This is a genomic window from Rhodoferax saidenbachensis (genome assembly GCF_031457975.1).
GTDB lineage: Bacteria > Pseudomonadota > Gammaproteobacteria > Burkholderiales > Burkholderiaceae_C > Allorhodoferax > Allorhodoferax saidenbachensis_A.
On record NZ_JAVDXO010000005.1, the window covers coordinates 112,440 to 131,243 of the forward strand.

The window sequence follows — 18,804 nt, forward strand, 5'->3', positions numbered from 1 at the left end:
CTATGTCAGGAATTATGACCCGCATTGAGTCTTCCCCCTGGTTGGAGGGCTCCCGCTTTGGCCAGCGCATTCGGCGCCGTTACGAGGCACAACTCTCCTTGCTTCCCCCCGGGGTACCTGACCGTGCCGCGCTACAGGCGCTGTACCAGGCCCTGCGCGCACAACAACCCGATGCCGCCACCGCGCTGCGCATCACGCGCCAGCTGGTGCTGGAACGCCTGGTAGAGCTCGATTGCGGCGGCCAGGCCGACCTGACCAGCGTGACCCGGTTGATGACCGAACTGGCCGAGTGGGCCCTGGAAGTGGCCTACCACGAGAGCTTTGCCGCCCTGCAGACCATCCACGGCACACCCCTGACCCCGCAAGGCGAGTTGTGCCAACTGTGCATCATCGGCATGGGCAAGCTGGGCGCACGCGAACTCAATGTCTCCAGCGACATTGACCTGATCTACATCTACGACCAGGACGGCGACACCACGGGTAATGCCGAGGGCCGGGGCCGCATCTCGAACCAGGAATTTTTTGCCAAGATGGTCAAGGCCATCTATGCGATGGTGGGAGACACCACCGAACACGGCTTTGTGTTCCGCGTGGACCTGGCGCTGCGCCCCAATGGCAACTCGGGCCCGCCCGCCGTGTCGCTGGGCGCGCTGGAGGAGTACTTCCACGTGCAGGGCCGCGAGTGGGAGCGCTTTGCCTGGCTAAAAAGCCGGGTGGTGGCGCCACAGCAGGCCATTGGCTCCAGCTGCGCGCAGCAGCTGCGCGGCGTAGTCGTGCCCTTTGTGTTCCGCCGCTACCTGGACTACAACGTGTTCGACTCGCTGCGCGGCCTGCACCGCCAGATCCGCGACCACGCCTCCAAGCGCAGCGCGGGCCGCCCCGAGCGCAGCAACGATGTGAAGCTGTCGCGCGGCGGTATTCGTGAAATTGAATTCACCGTGCAGCTGCTGCAGGTGGTGCGCGGCGGCCAATACCCCGAGCTGCGCACCCGCCCCACCGTGAGCGCGCTGCAGCGTCTGGTGGTGGCCGGGCTGATGCCGCAGGCCACGGCCGACGGCCTGGCCCAGGCCTATGTGTTTTTGCGCCTGGTGGAGCACCGCATCCAGTACCTGGACGACCAGCAAACCCATGTGCTGCCCACCGACGAGACCGACCTGCGCTGGATTGCCAACACCCTGGGCCTGCACGACGGCTGCGCCCTGCTGCAAACGCTGGACCTGCACCGCGAGCTAGTGGCGCAGGAGTTTGACGCCCTGCTGGGCGGCGCCCCCTCGGAATGCCGCGGCAGCTGCAGCGGCAAGGGCGCAGCCGCCACGCCCAGCGATCTGGACACGGTGCTGGAGCTGCTGCAAGGGCTTTTCAAGGAGCGCGTGGCCTCTTGGCGCGAGCACCCGCGCGTGCTGGCCCTGAAAGAAGAATCGCGGGCGCGCCTGGGCCGCCTGGTGCTGCGCACCGGCCAGTGGCTGGCCGAAGGCCGCGTGGCCGAAGACGCCGCCGTGCGCCTGGTGGACTGGATGGAGCCGCTGCTGCGCCGCGAGAGCTACCTGGCCATGCTGCTGGAGCGCCCCAAGGTGCACCAGCGCCTGTTGCGCATGCTGGGCGCCGCACGCTGGCCCGCGCGCTACCTGCTCAAGCACCCCGGCGTGATTGACGAACTGGCCAGCAACGCCATTCTGGAAGAGCGCTTTGACGCTACGGCCTTCGAGCAAGACCTGGAGCGCCGCATGGCTTCGCTGCAGGGCAGCGCCGAGGACGACGATGAGGCCCTGCTGAACCTGCTGCGCCGCGCCCACCATGCCGAGGTGTTCCGCACACTGGCGCGCGATGTGGAGGGCGTGCTGACCGTGGAGCAGGTGGCCGACGACCTGAGCGCGCTGGCCGAGAGCGTGCTGCGCATCACCACCCGCTGGTGCTGGGAGCGGCTGAAGAACCGCCACCGCCCCGACCACCAGTTTTCCATCATTGCCTACGGCAAGCTGGGCGGCAAGGAATTGGGCTACGGCTCGGACCTGGACATTGTGTTTGTCTACGACGACGCCGACGAGCGCGCCGGCGAGGTCTACGCCGCGCTGGTGCGCAAGCTCATCAACTGGCTGACCGTGAAAACCGGCGAGAGTGACCTCTACGAGATCGACACCGCGCTGCGGCCCAACGGCAACTCCGGCCTGCTGGTGACCAGCTTTGACGCCTATGCCAACTACCAGCAGCAGCGCGGCAGCAACACCGCCTGGACCTGGGAACACCAGGCCATGACACGTGCCCGCTGCGTGCTGGGCACACCGGCGCTGCAGGCCCGCTTTGACGCGGTGCGTGCCGCCGTGATTGGTGCGGTGCGCGAAGAGGCGGGGCTGCGCCAGGAGATTGGCAGCATGCGCGAGAAGGTGCGCAGCGCCCACCCCGTCAAGGGTGCACAGTTTGACGTGAAGCACAGCCCCGGCGGCATGGTGGACATCGAGTTTGCGGTGCAGTTTCTGGTGCTGTCACAAGGTTGCGACCACCCCGAGCTGCTGGACAACGTGGGCAACATCGCCCTGCTGCTGCGCGCCCAGGCCTGCGGCCTGCTGCCTGCGCCCGTGGGGGAAAACGCGGCCCAGGCCTACCGGGTGCTGCGCCAGATCCAGCACAAGGCCCGGCTGAACGAAGAGCCCACCCAGGTGGACGAAGCAGCGGTGCAGCAAGAGCGTGCCGCCGGCCTGGCACTGTGGGCGGCGGCGTTCGGCAGCCTATAAGCCTTTCAGACCCCTAGCCCCCGCAAACATTGCGCGAGCAGCTCCTGTTTTTATAGCATCTCATCAGGCGCAAAGGGAGCGATCAGCGTGGTGATGAACCGCAGACCCAGGCTGGCGTCGGGCTCCGCCGACGCATCGGGGAAGACTGCACCCGGCGGGGCACGCCACCACAGTTGCTGGTCACGCAGTTCCACGCGGTAGGCGTCGCGGGCCAGCGTAGGCTCCACCAGGCGCGTGGCTTCCGCAGAAATCGCACGGTTGCGGATGGCGATGGCCACCTCGCTGTTTTGCAACTGCGAACGCAGGTCCAGGTTCATGGAGCCCACCACCAAGAGCGCATCGTCCATCACCACCAGCTTGGAATGCAGGCTGGCGCGTGACCCGGCATTGCCGCTGCCCAGGGCCGATGCGCCGAAGCTGCGGAAGGTGCCCCGCTGCTCCGCCCGCATTTCGTACAGCTCTATGCCCAGCCCCAGCAGCGCCCGGCGGTAACGGGCGTAGCCCACGTGGGCGGCTGGCGCGTCGTTGGACGCCAGGGAATTGGTCAGCACCCGTATCTGCACATCGCGCCGGCGCAGGTCGGCAAAGGCCTTGAGCATGCGCTCACCGGGCACAAAGTAGGGCGACACGATGAGCAACGAGCGCCGCGCCTGCGCCATGAGCTGTAGCAGCCCGTCGACCGTAGTGTCTTGCGCGGCTTCGGTGGCGTCTGCATCGCCCGCAATCTTGGAGGGCTTGTCCACCAACAGCGCCGAGGGCGCCCAGGTCCAGGTCAACAAACGCAGGTCGGTGGTTTCGGGCGGGGTGCCGGTAGCCGGCAACGCCGCTGGCGCCATGACGGCGTCTTGCACCGGTGGGGGTTTCAGGGCGTCAATCTCCTTCGCGGTCATCAACGATTCCACCGGATAGGCCAGCGGGTTGTTCCAGTACAGGTCAAAGCTGTGGGAGAGCTCGCGCACGACGCGGCCCGCGGCCAGCACATCCAGGTCCACAAAGTTGCTGTCCTGGCCCTGGCCAAAGTAGGTCTCGCCCAGGTTGCGCCCTCCGGTGATGGCTACGGCGTTGTCGGCCACCAGCATCTTGTTGTGCATGCGCCGCTGCATACGTGCCGTGTCCTTGAGGTTGCTGAGCACCCGCCCCACCATGGAGCCGCGCCCGCCCGGCAGTGGGTTGAACAGGCGCAACGCAATATTCGGCTCAAACGCGAGCCGGAGCACCTGGGCGTTTTTGCCCGAGGTGTTGAAGTCGTCCAGCAGGAGGCGAATGCGTACGCCGCGCGCCGCCGCGTCGCGCAGCGCGTCAAACATGCGCTCGGTGGTTTCGTCGGCAAAGATGGCGTAGTACTGCAGGTCCAGCGTCTTTTGCGCTGCCTGTATCAGCGCCATGCGGCTGCTGAAGGCCAGCTCCGCATCGCCCACCAGCGCAAAGCCCGAGTCGTTGCGCGTACCCGCCTGTTGGGCCCGCGCCGCCACCGCGGCGCCCAGCCGCGTCTCGGCCGGGTTGGCCAGGGCGGAGGAAACCGGCCGGTCCACCGCGCTGGGCAGCGAGGCGCAGCCGGTGAGCACAGCGCACAGCAGCGCCCCGGCCAGCCAGCGCCACACACCGGCTCCCACCCCGCGCTGGCGCTCTGCAGCCAAGGAGGGGGGAAGGCGCAGGGACGGCATGGTGCAGACCACTGTAGCGAAACGCTTGGCAAACAGCGTGCGACGCCACACCATCCAGCCACTTGTGATAAAAATAGGCCTCTAGCCCCCGTCGATGTTGCGCGAGCAGCTATATTTTTCGTAGCAACCTGCCCGTGCACCTGGCTGGCCGCCGCGAAGCCTTTCACCCTTTTCTTGTTGTCTGAATCCCATGCGTGCTTTTCTGTGGATGACCGGTGCCCTGGTCTCGTTTTGCCTGATGGCCATTGGCGGGCGCGAGCTGGCCGGTGGTATCAACACCTTCCAGATCCTGCTGTCGCGCAGCGTGATCGGGCTGTTGGTGGTCAGCGCCGTCATCTGGCGCACGGGCAAACCCGAACTGTTTCGCACCCAGCGGCTGAAGCTGCAGGTGGGGCGCAACCTGTTTCACTTTGTCGGCCAGTACGGCTGGTTTCTGGGCATTGGCCTGTTGCCGCTGGCGCAGGTGTTTGCGCTGGAATTCACCACGCCGCTGTGGACGCTGCTCATTGCGGCGCTGTTCCTCAAAGAAAAGCTGACCACGCGCAAGGCCGTGGCGATTGCGCTGGGCTCCATCGGCGTGGTGCTGATCCTGAACCCTGGCGGCGACATCGTGAACCCGGCGGCGCTCTACGTGCTGGGCGCCGCGGTCTGCTACGCGCTGTCGTATGTCGCGACCAAGGCGCTGTCCACCACCGAAGCCCCACTCACCATCCTGTTCTACATGTGTCTGGTGCAGCTGCCACTGGGCCTGCTGCTGAGCGCCAGCCATTTTGTGGTACCCACGCCGCTGCAGTGGGTGTGGCTGACGCTGATTGGCCTGAGTGCACTCAGCGCCCATTTCTGCCTGACCCACGCCATGAAGACCGCCGAGGTGAGCGTGGTGGTAACGCTGGATTTTCTGCGCCTGCCGCTGATTGGCGTGGTGGGCATGGCGCTGTATGGCGAGGGCTTCAAGCCCATGCTGCTGGTGGGTGCCGCACTGATGCTGGGGGGCAACCTGGTCAACGTCTATAAGCCGCGCTAAGGGCGCGGACTAGGGCGTGTCAGCTGCAGCGGATGCGCTGACGTTGTGTTTCACACTGCCGGATGGGCGGGGCCGGTTTGCGGCGGAAGCCGACATTTAGGTATGTTGTCGACTGGGCTACAGTCGAAAAAATCAACTCGGCATTGACCAAATTTCGCCAGGATAGGCGACAGGGTTTAAGGGGACGGAAATGACTTCACTTTCTTGGGGAATTGGCTACGGATCAAGGCTACATACACCTTGCAGCTTCATTGCCCATGAGCATCCGCAGGTGGAATTCGGGTATGTCCCGTCGGATATCCTGGGCGCCCAGAATATCCGCTCACCTACATCACGTTAAGACTCTTGCGCTAATGTTTCCGTTTTATTGGCACCAGTTTGTCGACAACCATCAGTTGGCAGGCAAGTCCGCTTGCCTCAGCGAGGAGGTTGATTTATCGACGCTTGGCGCAGACATGCGGTTCCTCACCGAAGCGCAATCTATCAACGAATCGACAAATTTCTGGCCGGGACTCGGCGTCTCGAAAGATGGCTATGTTCCAGTTGCTTGGTGCTCGATTGGAAGCGGTGATTACTACTACATCAATACAAACGATGGGCAAGACGGGCCGCTTTACCGCGTATACCATGATGCCGTTGGCCCAGATGGTTACAAAACAGAAGACGCCGTAGCAAAGGTACTTAATCACTATGAAGAGCTTCTTCGGCATGTCGAGTCCTAACCCGGCGCTCAACCTCGCTCCTTTCAGTCGCTGGACGCTGCGCGATAAAGCCGCGCAGCGCCGGCTAGCTCTACGTTAAGCGTCAGAGAACATCCCGTGAACATTCGCTACTTCCTTGAACGCCGGCTCAAGTTTGTCGAACAGTTTTACCGTGAGGCGTCCGCTCCGTTCGTAGAACGCAAGCGAAAGATTGACGCAAAGGAAGAACCCTTTGTGGGCAACAGTTCAGAAGATGGCGAGCCACCGTTTCTGTTCGAGTGGCTAGAAGCAGAGGATTCCCTGCAGGTTCTTGGGAAATCATGTCTCTCGATGCTATCGGCCTCACTCCATCTCTATCTCAAGACATGGGAGTGCCAACTTGGCCGACCGGTTGACGAGTCGTTGAAACCCATCTTCAAGAAGAAGGGATGGTTCGCTGGGTATCAACTTTATTTCAGCAAGATCTTCTCAATAGAGTTCGAAGATAGCGGCTGCAGTCTCGCCCTGCTCGAAGAACTGGTTCTGGCGCGCAATCGCGTTCAACACCCGGACCAGATTACCACTCACGACACGCACTGGACAGACAGCGACCTACAAAAGCTGCCGAGCCCCGTTTTTGTCTCGCGCCAGGAAGTGGAACTGAACTCCTCTCTCGATTCCGGAGAATACAGTTGGCTTCTTCCACTGACCATACACGTCACGCCAGAAAAGCTCAATACGGTGATCTCAGAGATCAGACGCTTCGCAGAATGGCTGGAGACCGCCGATCACTGACCCCAGCACTTAGCAGCGCACTGACGCCTAACCCCTCGTACAACCGGACCCGCTTCGGAGCGCAGCGAATGTGTTGCATCGACCGGTTGAATCCGCCGTCTATTGTTGCCTCAGCTAAGCGGTGCGGAATCCCCCGGCCGATCCACCCCAAGCCGCATCAGCCACCTGACGCAAGGCAGCTGCATGCAACCTAACCCCGGCAGACATCCACATCCATAACCATGCCAACGGGCAGGCCACTTCCCAGCACCTCCACATAGGAATAGACTGGTTTGGTCGCGTCACGCAGTTTTGCGGACGCATACGCCATGAACATCAACGACTTTGTCAAAGCCCATGCAGCCACACAGTACCTGGGGGCCAGCGCCAGCACGCAGGCCACGGGTGGCTTGAGTTTGGTGGCGCAGGCAGGGCTCAAAAAGGCGGACCAACGCATTCAGGCGCAGGTGAATACGACCACCGCGCAACTCTCCACGTTTGGCAAACTGCAGTCCGCCGTGTCAGGCACGCAGATAGCCGCGCGTGGATTGGGTGTTTTGGGCAGTACCAGCACGGCGGCGGCGCAGAAGTCTGCTGCCAGTGATTTCACCAGCGCTTTCAACACGGCCCTGGCCAGCGCCAAGACAAGCGCCGCGCAACCCGGCGAACCCGCGGCGGCGCAAAGTGCCAGCCGTACCGGCAACAACCTGCTGCGTGCGTTGGGCGCGGACTCGGCCGCGGTGGATGCTCTCAAGAAGGTGGGCTTCAGCCTGAACACGGGCGGCAGCCTGGTGTTGGACACCAAACAGCTAGACGCCGCACAAAAGGCAGACCCTGCCGCTGTGCGCGCCACCTTGAACAAGCTGGGCCAGCAGGTCTTCAGCGCGGCGACGCAGGAGCTGGCTGGCAATGGCAATGTGGGCTTGTCCCTGTCCACGCTGAACCAGCGCTCCGGCATTCTCAAAAGCCAACAAGCCACCTTGAGCGCGCTCGGGCAAGGCGCCAGCCCCACGCAGAGCAACACGGGCTTTGGCAGTTGGACGAACTGGGGCGTGTCGGTCTACCAGCAAAGCCGCTAGTTGCGACCCAAGGCGGGTGTGCAGCGCGTCGCTCAGCCCGCCCGAATCCTCTGCACCAGCTTGGTGGTGGAGTAGCCCTGCACAAACGGCAGCGCCAGCGCCCGCCCGCCCCAGGACTCCATCAGCGCCGTCTCAGGCAGCTTGGCCATGTCGTAGTCGCCGCCCTTGACCAGGATGTCGGGGCGGATCTGGGCAATGATTTCCACTGGCGTGTCTTCGCCAAACCAAGTCACGAGACTCACGGCCTCCTGGCTGGCCATGACGATGGCGCGGTCAGCCTCGGCGTTCAGCGGCCGGTCGTCGCCCTTGCCCAGACGTTTGACGGAGGCATCGGTGTTCAGCGCCACGATCAGGCTACCGCCCAGCGCGCGGGCCTGGGCCAGGTACATCACATGGCCGCGGTGCAGCACGTCAAACACCCCATTGGTGAACACCCAGGGCCGGGGCAAATGCGCCAAGGCGGCCGCCAAAGCGTCCGACGGCACGATTTTTTGAAGAAAAGCGGGAGACTGGTCGATAGATTCCATGACGAAGATGCTAGCAGCACGCCGTTTTGCCGAATCGCCGGCCGGGCCACGCGTGCGCGCATTGCATAATTCGCCGACTTCTATGCACCTAGTTCCCGTCAACGTCGAATCCATCCGCATCGGTCAGCCGCTGCCGTTCCCCTTGATGGACAAGAACGGCGTTTTACTGGCCAAAAAGGCCTTTGTGGTGGCCACGCGCCAGGATCTGGACGAGATCTCCCAGCGCGGCGGCGGCCTGTACATTGATGTGGCCGACTCCGAAGCCCACCACCGCGCCTATGTGGAGCGCCTGCACGGCCTGGTGCGCGACGAAAAAACGCTGGGCCAGATTGCTGGCACCCAGATCACCAACGACACCACAGCCGCCGAACGCGCCGCAGCGGACGACCGCATGGACTGGCTGGACCTGCAGGAAGTGGCCAACTCGCTGCTGCGCGAGACCCTGCCCGCCATGTTCCGCGAGCGCATGGTGCGCCTGCTGCGCCAGTTGCAACGCAATATGCAGCGCAACGCCGATGGCACGCTGTTTGCGCTGATCTACCTCTCCGCCACCGACACGCGCATGTACAGCGCCACGCACGCCATGCTGGTCAGCGTGATGTGCCACCTGGCCGCCAAGGAGGTACTGAACTGGCCGGAGGCCGACCAGATTCTGGTGGCCCAGGCCGCGCTGACCATGAACATTGGCATGACGGATCTGCAGGACCGCCTGGCCATTCAGCTGGAGGCGCCCACGGCCACGCAGCGCGCAGCCATCGACACCCACGCCGAGCGCTCGGCCCAGATGCTGCAGGCCATGGGCGTGGGCGACCACGACTGGCTGGCCGCCGTGCGCGACCACCACCGGCAGGCACCAGGTCGCTTGGCCGACCGCACCCGGCCCCAACGCCTGGCGCGCCTGATCCAGCGCGCCGACATGTTTGCCGCGCGCCTGGCGCCGCGCGCCGCACGCGTGCCGCTGGCACCGGCCGCGGCCATGCAGGCCTGCTACTTTGATGAAGTGAAGGCGATTGACGAAGCGGGGGCGGCGCTGATCAAGGCCGTGGGGATTTACCAGCCGGGCTCGTACGTACGGCTGGCGACGAATGAGATTGCGGTGGTGATCAAGCGCGGTGCCAACACCACCACGCCGCGCGTGGCCGTGCTGGTGAACCGCTCGGGCATTCCGACGGTGGAGCCCACCATCCGCGATTCCAGCCTCAAGGAATACCGCATTGTGGCCAGCGTGGCGCACCGCGATGTGAAGGTGCAGATCAACCTGGAGCGGCTGCTGCCGCTCACCGCGGTTCCGACTTCAGACCGCCCGTGGTGAGGCCACGGCTTCGAGTGAGGCGCCCAGTTCGCGTGCCAGCTCTTTGCGGTACTTGTTGAGCTCTTGCACGGTGGTGAAGCTGCGCTCCATGAGCAGGCTCAGGTTGTGCAGGATGCGCTCGACCACCTTGGTTTCCCACACGGCGTCGAAATTAATCTGCTTGTCCAGCCAGTGCTCCAGCCACTCGGGGTTGGGCAGGCGGCTTTGCACGGTGTCGCGCGGGAACAAGGCCTTGTTCACATGCAGATTGGTGGGGTGCAGGGCCTGGGCCGTGCGGCGGGCCGATGCCATCAGCACGCCCACTTTGGCAAACGCGCTCTTGGCCTCCACACCGAAATTGCTGATCGCGCGCTTCATATAGCGCAGGTAGGCACCGCCATGGCGGGCTTCGTCCTGGCTGAGCTTGGTGTAGATCGCCTTGATGACGGGTTCGGTGTGCCATTCGCTGGCACGGCGGTACCAGTGGTTCAGGCGAATCTCGCCGCAAAAGTGCAGCATCAGCGTTTCCAGCACGGGCGCGGGGTCGAACTCAAAGCGCACGGCGTGCAGTTCTTCCTCGGTAGGTGCCATGTCGGGGCGGAAGCGGCGCAGGTACTCCATCAGCACCAGCGAATGCTTTTGCTCTTCAAAGAACCAGATGGACATGAAGGCGGAAAAGTCGCTGTCGCCACGGTTGTCACGCAGGAACATCTCGGTGGCGGGCAGCGCAGCCCACTCGGTGATGGCATTCATCTTGATGGTGGCCGCCTGCTCGTCGGAGAGCTGGCTGGCGTCGAACGCATCCCAGGGAATGTCCTTGTCCATGTCCCAACGGACCGATTCCAGCTGTTTGAAGAGTTCAGGGTAGAGCATGGCAACCTTTCAATGCGTTTGAATTTTAGTCGGGCCGTATGTCAACACCTTGACACAGCTATGGCTTTTTCGTGACAAACCAAGGCCTTGGCCTGGATTGTGACCCGTCAATCCGATAAATTACCATACAGTCACAAAATTACTTTATAGTTCAAATCATGAAAATCGCCATCGTTGGTTCCGGCATCTCCGGCCTCGCCGTCGCCCACACGCTGCGCGGCCAGGCCGATCTCACGCTGTTCGAAGCCGGCAGCTACTTTGGCGGCCACACGCACACGGTGGACGTAACGCTGCCCGGCCCCACAGGTCCGGTGACGCATGGTGTCGATACAGGTTTCTTGGTGTTCAACGAGCGCACCTACCCCAATCTCATCGCCCTGCTGGCCGAACTGGGCGTGGACACCGCCAAGTCCGACATGTCGTTCTCGGTGCAGGTGCCCGGTGCCAAGGCCGGTGGCCCACTGGAGTGGAGCGGCTCCACGCTCAGCACGGTATTCGCCCAGCGCAGCAACCTGGTCAACCCCCGTTTTTTACGCATGCTGCGCGATGTGCTGCGCTTCAACCGTCTGGCAACACACATTGCAGAGCGCAATGCCGAGGCCGAGCTGATGCAACCCCTCAGCGCGTTTCTGGACCAGCACCAGCTCAGCGCCGAGTTCCGTGACTGGTATTTCCTGCCCATGCTGGGCTGTATCTGGAGCTGCCCGACCGACCAGATGCTGCAGTTCCCCGTGGCCACCATGATCCGCTTCTGCCACAACCATGGCCTGATCCAGGTCAGCAACCGCCCCCAGTGGTGGACCGTGACTGGTGGTGCCAAACACTATGTGCAAAAGATCGTGGCGCAGGTGGCCGACAAACGCCTGAACACGCCGGTGCAGTTGGTGGAGCGCACCGCCGACGGCGTGCTAATCACCAGCAAGGGCCAGACCGAACGCTTTGACAAGGTGGTGCTGGCCAGCCACTCCGACCAGTCGCTGGCGCTGCTGGCCGACGCCACCGCGCAGGAGCGCGCCACGCTGGGCGCCATCCGCTACCAAGCCAACCGCGCTGTGCTGCACACCGACACCACGGTGCTGCCGCGGGCACGCCGCGCCTGGGCCGCCTGGAACTACGAGCGCAGTGCCGACGGTGAGCAAGACTCCGCCCGCGTCTGCCTGCACTACCTGCTGAACATGCTGCAGCCGCTGCCGTTTACGCAAAGCGTGGTGGTGTCGCTGAACCCGGTGCGCGAGATTGCGCCTGAACATGTGCATGGCAGCTTTGACTACGCCCACCCGGTGTTTGACCTGGCCGCCATCCGCGCGCAGGGCGAGGTGGGCGCGCTGCAAGGCCAGCAGCACACCTACTTCTGCGGTGCCTGGACCGGCTATGGCTTTCACGAAGACGGCCTGAAGTCTGGCCTGAAGGTGGCCAAGCGCCTGCAGGTCGTGCTGGCGGGCGGAGCCTGAGCCATGACCCAAGCCACGCACGTGCCCCCGACGCCCCACACAGCCCTGCTGGGTTTCGGGCAGGTGCGCCACACGCGGCTGCGGCCCGCCCACCATGCGTTTGCCTACGGCACCTACTTCCTCATGCTGCCGCTGCGCAGCCTGCAAGCGCAGGGCCCCGGCGCGCTGGCGCGCAACCGCTGGGCAGCACTGAGCTTTTATGACCGCGACCATGGCGATGGCCGCGGCCCCGAACAGGGCGGTGCATTGGCTTGGTTGGACGCGCTGCTGCACGCCGAAGGCATTGAGGATGCCGATGGTGAGGCTTGGCTGCACTGCTACCCGCGCGTGCTGGGCTTCACCTTCAAACCCGTGAGCTTCTGGTACTGCCACCGCACGGATGGCAGCCTGCGCGTCATCGTGGTGGAGGTGAACAACCCCTTTGGCGAGCGCCACTGCTACCTGCTGGACCAGCCCCACTACGGCGCCGAGCTGCGCGCGGACAAGGTGTTCCATGTGTCTCCGTTTTGCCCAGTCGAGGGCGGCTACCGCTTCCGTTTCATGCTGACGTCTGACCTGCACCGCACGGTGGCACGCGTGGACTACGACGACGCCCAAGGCCCGCTGATCGAAACCAGCGTGAGCGGCACGCTGGAGCCGCTGAACGCCCACAGCGTGCGCCGCGCGCTGTGGGCCTACCCGGCCATGACGCTGGGTGTGGTGGCACGCATCCACTGGCAAGCGCTGCGGCTGTGGCTCAAACGAGTCCCGTTCTTCCGCAAGCCCCTGCCACCCACCAGCTTGACCACCCGCTAACCCCACCCATTTGCCCTTTTGCATGACCGCGTCAGAAGCCCCATGAACACCAACAGCATCACCTCCACCGCACCCTCGTTCACGCTGCCCCGTGACACCCCGGCTGCCGCACGCACCGTGCTCAAGCTGCTGCAACACCTGCGCCATGGCAGTCTGACGGTGCAGTTGCCCGACGGCAGCATGCAGCGTTTTGGCGGCGAGGCACTGCCGCACGCCAGCCTGCAGCTGCACAACTGGAATGTCTGCAGCGCGGCGCTCAAGTCGGGCGATATCGGCTTTGCCGAAAGCTTTATCGCCGGCGACTGGAGCACGCCGAACCTGACCGAGCTGCTGCGCGTGCTGGTAAAAAACCGTGCCGAGGTGGAAGGCGTGATCTACGGCACCTGGGCCGGGCGCCTGCTCTACCGCATCAAGCACCTGCTGAACCGCAACACCAAGGCCAACAGCCAGAAGAACATCCACGCCCACTACGACCTGGGCAACGCCTTCTACACGCTGTGGCTGGACGAGACCATGAACTACTCGTCCGCCATCTTCGCAGGCAACACGGACCAGCCCATGGCCGAGGCGCAAAAGGCCAAGGTGCGGCGCGCGCTCTCCATGGCCGGTGTGCAAACCGGTGACCGTGTACTGGAAATTGGCTGCGGCTGGGGCGCACTGGCCGAGATGGCGACCACCGAATTCAACGCGTCCATCACCGGTGTGACGCTGAGCACCGAGCAACTGGCCTTTGCGCGTGAGCGCATGCAGCGCTTTGGCGGGCAAGACCGGGCCGAGCTGCGGCTGCAGGACTACCGTGACATTGCCGATGCGCCGTTTGACGCGATCTGCTCCATCGAAATGGTGGAGGCCGTGGGTCGCGAGTACTGGCCCACCTACTTCGCCAGCGTGGCCCAGCTGCTCAAGCCCGGTGGCCGCGCCTGCGTGCAAAGCATCGTCATCGACGACGCGCTATTTGACCGCTACATCGCCTCCACCGATTTCATCCAGCAGTACATCTTCCCCGGTGGCTGCCTGCCATGCCCGCGCGAGTTCCGCGCGCAGGCCCGCGCTGCAGGGCTGGAGGTGGTGGACGAATACGCCTTTGGCCCTGACTACGCAGAGACCCTGCGCCGCTGGCGCGATGCCTTCCTGGCCGAACGTGACCGTGTGATGGCGGCCGGCTTTGACCAACGCTTCATGCTGATCTGGGAGTTTTACCTGGCCTACTGCGAAGCCGCTTTCGATGAACGCAACATTGACGTGGTGCAGTACACGCTGCAAAAGCGCGCAGCCTGAAGCCCCCGCCATGCGCCACGCCCAGACTGCGATGCCACCAGAAGTGCAGGCCCAGCTGCCGCAGGCCAAGGCTGCCGGCGCTACGCGCATGCGGTTTTTTGGCCTCTCCATTTACGACGCGCAGCTGTGGGTGGCGCCGGGCTTTGAGGCCGCGCAGTATGCCGCCCTCCCCCTGGCGCTAGAGCTGCGCTACCTGCGCTCGCTCAAGGGCCAGGCCATCGCGGAACGCTCGCTGCAGGAGATGCGCCGCGGCGGCCCCATGGACGCCGCCACCGAACAGCGCTGGTTGCAGGCCATGGTGGAGGCCTTTCCCGATGTGAAAGAGGGCGACCGTCTCACCGGCCTGCACACGCCGGGCGGAGGTGCCCGCTTTTTCTTCAATGGCACGCTGCGCGCCACCGTGGCCGACCCGGCGTTTGGTCCGCAGTTCCTTGGCATCTGGCTCGCGCCCTGGACCAGCGAGCCGCGCCTGCGTGCTGAGCTGCTGGCGGGGTTGGCGCCATGACCCGCAACACCGTGATCACCGCGCCGTTCAACTGGCATGCCAGTTGGCGCTATGGCCTCATGGGCCTGCCGCTGGCGTTTGTGGCGCTGCCGCTCTACGTCACGCTGCCCAACCATTACGCCACGGCCTTTGGCGTGCCGCTGGCCACACTGGGCGCGGTGCTGCTGGCCGCACGCCTGTTCGACGCGCTGATCGACCCGCTGCTGGGCCGCTGGAGCGACCGGCTGTTTGCCCAGTCGCTGCGGGCCGTGCTGGCCTGGGCCGCGCTGGCCTGCGTCGTGCTGGGCGCAGGTTTTGCACTGCTGTTCTTCCCGCCCGTCCACGGCCGCGGCGCACTGGTGCTGTGGGCCACGGCCTGCCTGGTCATCACCTACGCGGCCTACAGCGCACTCAGCATCCTGCACCAGTCGTGGGGCGCGCGGCTGGGAGGGGACGAGGTACAGCGCAGCCGCGTGGTGGCCTGGCGTGAAGGCCTGGGCCTGCTGGGCGTGGTTTTGGCATCTATTGCACCGCTAGCCCTCGGATTGCCTGCGACAGCAGCTCTGTTTTTGATAGCACTTGGTGCGGGTTGGGCTGCTTGGCGCGTGGCACGCCAGCCCCCCGTGGGTGCCGCCAGCGCAGCCGAAGCAGGCTTCTCCGTCGGCCAGCCCGCGTCGGTCTGGCTGCCATTCACCCGACCCGCGTTTCGCGCGCTGCTGGCGGTGTTTGTGGTCAACGGCATTGCCAGCGCCGTGCCAGCCACGCTGATTCTGTTTTTTGTGCAAGACCGGCTGCAAGCCCCGGCCGGCATGGAAGCCATGTTCCTGGGCAGCTACTTTGTCTGCGCCGCCTTGGCCCTTCCTGTGTGGCTGCGCGTGGTGCCACGCCTGGGCCTGGCGCGCACCTGGCTGGTGGGCATGGTGTTGTCCATGGCAGTGTTTGTGTTTGCCACGCAGCTAGGCGCCGGCGACACCCTGCATTTTGTGGCTGTGTGTGTGCTCTCTGGCGTGGCACTGGGCACCGACCTGGCCTTGCCCGGTGCCCTCCTGGCCGGCACCATTGCCGCCGCTGGGGACCGCGGCCGCACCGAGGGCGCCTACTTTGGCTGGTGGAACTTTGCCACCAAGCTCAACCTCGCGCTGGCCGCCGGTGTGGCGCTGCCGCTGCTGGGCCTGTGGGGCTACACGCCCGGCACGCGCGACCCGGCCGCCTTGCAGGTACTCACCATCGCCTACTGCCTGCTGCCCTGCGCACTCAAAGCCGTGGCTGCCGCATTGCTCTACTTCCTCGTCATCCGAAAGACCCCATGAAACGACGCCTGCTTCTCAGCGCCGCCACCGCAGCCAGCGCGCTTGCGCTGGGCGGCTGCAGCACCCAACGCATTGACCAATACAGCCAGGAAAAACCGGTGCTGGACCTGCGGCAGTATTTCAATGGCGTGCTCGACGCGTACGGCGTGTTCACCGACCGCTCGGGCGCGGTGGTCAAACGCTTCACCGTGGTGATGCGCTGCAGCTGGCAGGGCGATGCGGGCGTGCTGGACGAAGACTTCAGCTACTCCGATGGCACGAAGCAAAAGCGCGTGTGGCGCCTGAAAAAGTTGCCTGATGGCCGCTACACCGGCACCGCCGACGACGTGGTGGGCACCGCCCAGGGCCAGGCACGTGGCAACGCGTTTTACTGGACCTACACGCTGAGCTTGCCGGTGGATGGGTCCGTCTACGACGTCACGTTCGACGACTGGATGTACCTGATGACCGACACCGTCATGCTCAACAAGGCCACCATGACCAAGTTCGGCGTGCGGCTGGGTGAGGTGACGCTGTCGTTCACCAAACGCCCCTAAGACAAGCCAAATCGGCACCCAACCCCGATATCCATTGCGCGAGCAGCTATCAAAACAAGAGCAAAGGTTGTTCCCATGCCCTTCCTTCAACCCCTGAATCCCCCGCTGCGCGACTGGCGTGGCAAGACCGTCTGGATCGTCGGCGCCTCCAGCGGCATCGGGCTGGCGACAGCGGCCGCCCTGCACGCGTTGGGTGCCCACGTGGTGGTGTCGGCGCGCAAGGCCCAGGCGCTGGAGGCCTTTGTGGCGGCGCACCCCGGCAGCACGGCGCTGCCGCTGGACGCGACCGACGCCGCCGCGGTGCACGCGGCGGCCGACCATCTGCTGGCGCGCGGCCCGCTGGACTGCGTGCTGTACTGCGCGGGTCACTACGCCGCCATGCGCGCCACGGCGCTGGACCTGGCCGACCTGCAGCGCCACACCGCGGTGAACTACACCGGCGCCCTGTATGTGCTGAGCGCTGTGCTGCCCGCCCTGCTGGCGCGTGGCACGGGCCACATCGCACTGGTGGGCAGCGTGGCGGGTTACCGCGGCCTGCCCAACAGTCTGGCCTACGGCCCCACCAAGGCTGCCCTCATCCACCTGGCCGAGACGCTGTACCTGGACCTGCACGACAAGGGGATTGGCGTGTCGCTGATCAACCCCGGCTTTGTGCAAACCCCGCTGACGGCGCAGAACGACTTTGACATGCCCGCCCTGCTGACCCCGGCGCAAGCGGCCCAAGCCATATTGGCGGGATGGGCGCGGGGCCTCTTCGAGATCCACTTCCCCAAACGGTTCACCCTGTGGCTCAAAGCCCTGCAGGTGTTACCGTACCGGGCCTACTTTTACCTGGTGAGCCGCGCGACCCTATGAACGCATCCTCTGTTACTTGCGACGAGGCCGTCACCCGCGTGGTGGCCCTGTTTGAAACCCTCACACCCGCCTCGGTGGCGACCCTGCCCGCGTTCTACGCAGCCGATGCGCGCTTCAAGGACCCGTTCAATGATGTGACGGGCGTGGACGCCATCACGCACATCTTTGCCCACATGTTTGAAGCGCTAGAAGCGCCCCGCTTTGTCGTGCGCGAGCGCATCGTGCAGGGGCAGCAGTGTTTTCTGACGTGGGAATTTCGCTTTCGCTTCCTGCGCTTTCGGCCGGGGGAGGAGCAAGTGATTCTGGGCGGCTCGCACCTGGTGTTTGACACCACCGGCTTGGTGACGCTGCACCGCGACTACTGGGACGCTGCGGAAGAGCTGTACGAGAAGTTGCCCGTGGTGGGCGGTGTGATGCGCTGGCTCAAGAAAAGAGCCAACAGCTAGACGGGATCAGCGCCCGGTGGCGTTGGCCTGGTTGCCAAATTTACTGCCCTGAAAGTCTTGGTGAAACTCTACGGGGCGCCGCGGTTCCCACCAAGCGCGCAGGGTGGCAAACACGTTGCGGCAGCCGGTGCATTTGTACTCGCCGGTGGGCTTCAGGGCCCCGTTGGCGGCACGGTCAATCACCGGCTGGTAGCTGGTAGCACCGCATTCGCGGCACTTGTAAATGGTCTTAAAAGTCGCCATGGTGGGCCGACTGTAAGCACTGGCCTGGGTTTTGGCCAGTGTTTTTGTGCAATACCTTGTAAAAACAGGGCTGGCAGCCGCTTTTGGGCCGCCAGGCCGCGCCAACCCTAGGCCGGAACCGTGTCGGCGAAGCTCGGGCGTTGCGCCAGCTTCTCAACCAGCTTGGCCAGGTTGGGGTACTCGGTGCGCCAGTCGATCTGGGGGAAACGGAAGTCCAGGTAACCCAGCGCACAGCCCACGGCAATGTCAGCCAGGCTCAGGTGGATACCGGCGCAAAACGGCTTCTCGCCCAAACCGCGGGCCATGGCCTTCACCGCATCGTTGACCTTAACCATCTGGCGGTCGATCCAGGCCTGGCTGCGCTGCGCCTTGCTGCGGCCAGCCCAGGTGGCTTCCAGGCGCGCCAGGATGGCAGCGTCCATCAGGCCATCGGCCAGGGCTTCCCAGGTCTTGATTTCGGCACGCTCACGGCCCACGGACGGGATCAACTTGCCCACAGGGGAGAGCGTGTCGAGGTACTCGACGATGACGCGGGAGTCAAACAAGGCTTCCGCGCCTTCCATGATCAGGCAGGGCACCTTGCCCAACGGATTGGACTCGGCGATGCTGGTGTCTGCCGCCCACACGTCCTCGGTGACGAAGGCGTAATCGAGCTTCTTCTCGGCCATCACGACGCGGACTTTGCGAACATAGGGGCTGGAAGTGGATCCGAGTAATTTCATGGGGTCTTGGCAGTTGCTTGAAGGTCGATTCTATCCAGCAGGG

Annotated in this window: 19 protein-coding genes; 14 read left to right on the forward strand and 5 right to left on the reverse strand. The window is 64.4% G+C overall.

All coding sequences use genetic code 11. The annotated features are described in order from the left end of the window. The first annotated feature begins 14 nt into the window (after positions 1–14). Positions 15–2,729, forward strand: a complete 2,715-nt coding sequence (gene glnE, locus J2X15_RS12290) for a bifunctional [glutamate--ammonia ligase]-adenylyl-L-tyrosine phosphorylase/[glutamate--ammonia-ligase] adenylyltransferase (protein ID WP_310343229.1) — start codon at positions 15–17, stop codon at positions 2,727–2,729. A 50-nt stretch (positions 2,730–2,779) separates the two neighbouring features. On the opposite strand, the gene J2X15_RS12295 is transcribed toward glnE, so the two are convergent. Beyond that, on the reverse strand, positions 2,780–4,447 hold the full coding sequence (locus J2X15_RS12295; RefSeq protein WP_310343231.1) for a phospholipase D-like domain-containing protein: 1,668 nt from the start codon (positions 4,445–4,447) through the stop codon (positions 2,780–2,782). Positions 4,448–4,583: 136 nt separating this feature from the next. Here J2X15_RS12295 and J2X15_RS12300 point away from each other — a divergent pair, with 136 nt between their 5' ends. From J2X15_RS12300 to J2X15_RS12315, 4 genes are all read left to right on the forward strand, one after another. Next, positions 4,584–5,417 carry a DMT family transporter gene (locus J2X15_RS12300; RefSeq protein WP_310343233.1) on the forward strand — a complete coding sequence of 278 codons (834 nt, stop codon included), beginning with the start codon at positions 4,584–4,586 and terminating at the stop codon, positions 5,415–5,417. A gap of 353 nt (positions 5,418–5,770) precedes the next feature. Continuing rightward, entirely contained in the window at positions 5,771–6,139 is a 369-nt protein-coding gene (locus tag J2X15_RS12305) for a hypothetical protein (protein WP_310343236.1), read from the forward strand. A gap of 96 nt (positions 6,140–6,235) precedes the next feature. Further along, positions 6,236–6,892, forward strand: a complete 657-nt coding sequence (locus J2X15_RS12310) for a hypothetical protein (RefSeq protein ID WP_310343237.1) — start codon at positions 6,236–6,238, stop codon at positions 6,890–6,892. 308 nt (positions 6,893–7,200) lie between these two features. Then, the gene (locus tag J2X15_RS12315; RefSeq protein WP_310343240.1) at positions 7,201–7,950 is read left to right on the forward strand and encodes a flagellar filament capping protein FliD; all 750 of its coding nucleotides are present in this window, start codon (positions 7,201–7,203) and stop codon (positions 7,948–7,950) included. A gap of 32 nt (positions 7,951–7,982) precedes the next feature. Here the strand turns inward: J2X15_RS12315 and J2X15_RS12320 are convergent, their stop codons facing one another. Then, on the reverse strand, positions 7,983–8,477 hold the full coding sequence (locus tag J2X15_RS12320; RefSeq protein ID WP_310343243.1) for an adenylyltransferase/cytidyltransferase family protein: 495 nt from the start codon (positions 8,475–8,477) through the stop codon (positions 7,983–7,985). 82 nt (positions 8,478–8,559) lie between these two features. Between J2X15_RS12320 and J2X15_RS12325 the strand changes: the two genes are divergently transcribed. Beyond that, positions 8,560–9,789: an HD-GYP domain-containing protein gene (locus J2X15_RS12325; protein ID WP_310343246.1), complete on the forward strand. Its 1,230-nt coding sequence runs from the start codon at positions 8,560–8,562 to the stop codon at positions 9,787–9,789. Here the strand turns inward: J2X15_RS12325 and J2X15_RS12330 are convergent. Continuing rightward, positions 9,772–10,641 (reverse strand): ferritin family protein, encoded by an 870-nt coding sequence (locus tag J2X15_RS12330; protein ID WP_310343249.1) that lies wholly within the window; start codon positions 10,639–10,641, stop codon positions 9,772–9,774. The genes J2X15_RS12325 and J2X15_RS12330 overlap by 18 nt on opposite strands. Before the next feature lie 158 nt (positions 10,642–10,799). On the opposite strand from J2X15_RS12330, the gene J2X15_RS12335 reads away from it, so the two are divergent. From J2X15_RS12335 to J2X15_RS12370, 8 genes are all read left to right on the forward strand, one after another. Continuing rightward, complete coding sequence (locus tag J2X15_RS12335; protein ID WP_310343252.1) at positions 10,800–12,092, forward strand: NAD(P)/FAD-dependent oxidoreductase; 1,293 nt, start codon at positions 10,800–10,802, stop codon at positions 12,090–12,092. A gap of 3 nt (positions 12,093–12,095) precedes the next feature. Then, positions 12,096–12,887, forward strand: a complete 792-nt coding sequence (locus J2X15_RS12340; RefSeq protein WP_310343254.1) for a DUF1365 domain-containing protein — start codon at positions 12,096–12,098, stop codon at positions 12,885–12,887. Between the two features lie 42 nt (positions 12,888–12,929). Beyond that, positions 12,930–14,165 (forward strand): cyclopropane-fatty-acyl-phospholipid synthase family protein, encoded by a 1,236-nt coding sequence (locus J2X15_RS12345; protein ID WP_310343256.1) that lies wholly within the window; start codon positions 12,930–12,932, stop codon positions 14,163–14,165. 10 nt (positions 14,166–14,175) lie between these two features. Continuing rightward, complete coding sequence (locus J2X15_RS12350) at positions 14,176–14,670, forward strand: chalcone isomerase family protein (RefSeq protein ID WP_310343263.1); 495 nt, start codon at positions 14,176–14,178, stop codon at positions 14,668–14,670. Further along, entirely contained in the window at positions 14,667–15,959 is a 1,293-nt protein-coding gene (locus tag J2X15_RS12355) for an MFS transporter (protein WP_310343266.1), read from the forward strand. The genes J2X15_RS12350 and J2X15_RS12355 overlap by 4 nt, the downstream gene beginning before the upstream one ends. Then, positions 15,956–16,495 carry a DUF3833 domain-containing protein gene (locus J2X15_RS12360; RefSeq protein WP_310343267.1) on the forward strand — a complete coding sequence of 180 codons (540 nt, stop codon included), beginning with the start codon at positions 15,956–15,958 and terminating at the stop codon, positions 16,493–16,495. The genes J2X15_RS12355 and J2X15_RS12360 overlap by 4 nt, the downstream gene beginning before the upstream one ends. 75 nt (positions 16,496–16,570) lie before the next feature. After that, positions 16,571–17,350 (forward strand): SDR family NAD(P)-dependent oxidoreductase, encoded by a 780-nt coding sequence (locus J2X15_RS12365; protein WP_310343269.1) that lies wholly within the window; start codon positions 16,571–16,573, stop codon positions 17,348–17,350. Continuing rightward, a complete protein-coding gene (locus J2X15_RS12370; protein ID WP_310343272.1) occupies positions 17,347–17,796 on the forward strand; it encodes a nuclear transport factor 2 family protein in 450 nt (149 codons plus the stop codon). Before J2X15_RS12365 ends, J2X15_RS12370 begins: the two co-directional genes overlap by 4 nt. Positions 17,797–17,802: 6 nt before the next feature. Here J2X15_RS12370 and J2X15_RS12375 read toward each other — a convergent pair whose 3' ends face one another. Together J2X15_RS12375 and J2X15_RS12380 are read right to left on the reverse strand one after the other, a co-directional pair. Next, entirely contained in the window at positions 17,803–18,039 is a 237-nt protein-coding gene (locus tag J2X15_RS12375) for a hypothetical protein (RefSeq protein WP_310343275.1), read from the reverse strand. Between the two features lie 107 nt (positions 18,040–18,146). After that, positions 18,147–18,761, reverse strand: a complete 615-nt coding sequence (locus J2X15_RS12380) for a glutathione S-transferase C-terminal domain-containing protein (RefSeq protein WP_310343277.1) — start codon at positions 18,759–18,761, stop codon at positions 18,147–18,149. Positions 18,762–18,804 lie beyond the last annotated feature (43 nt).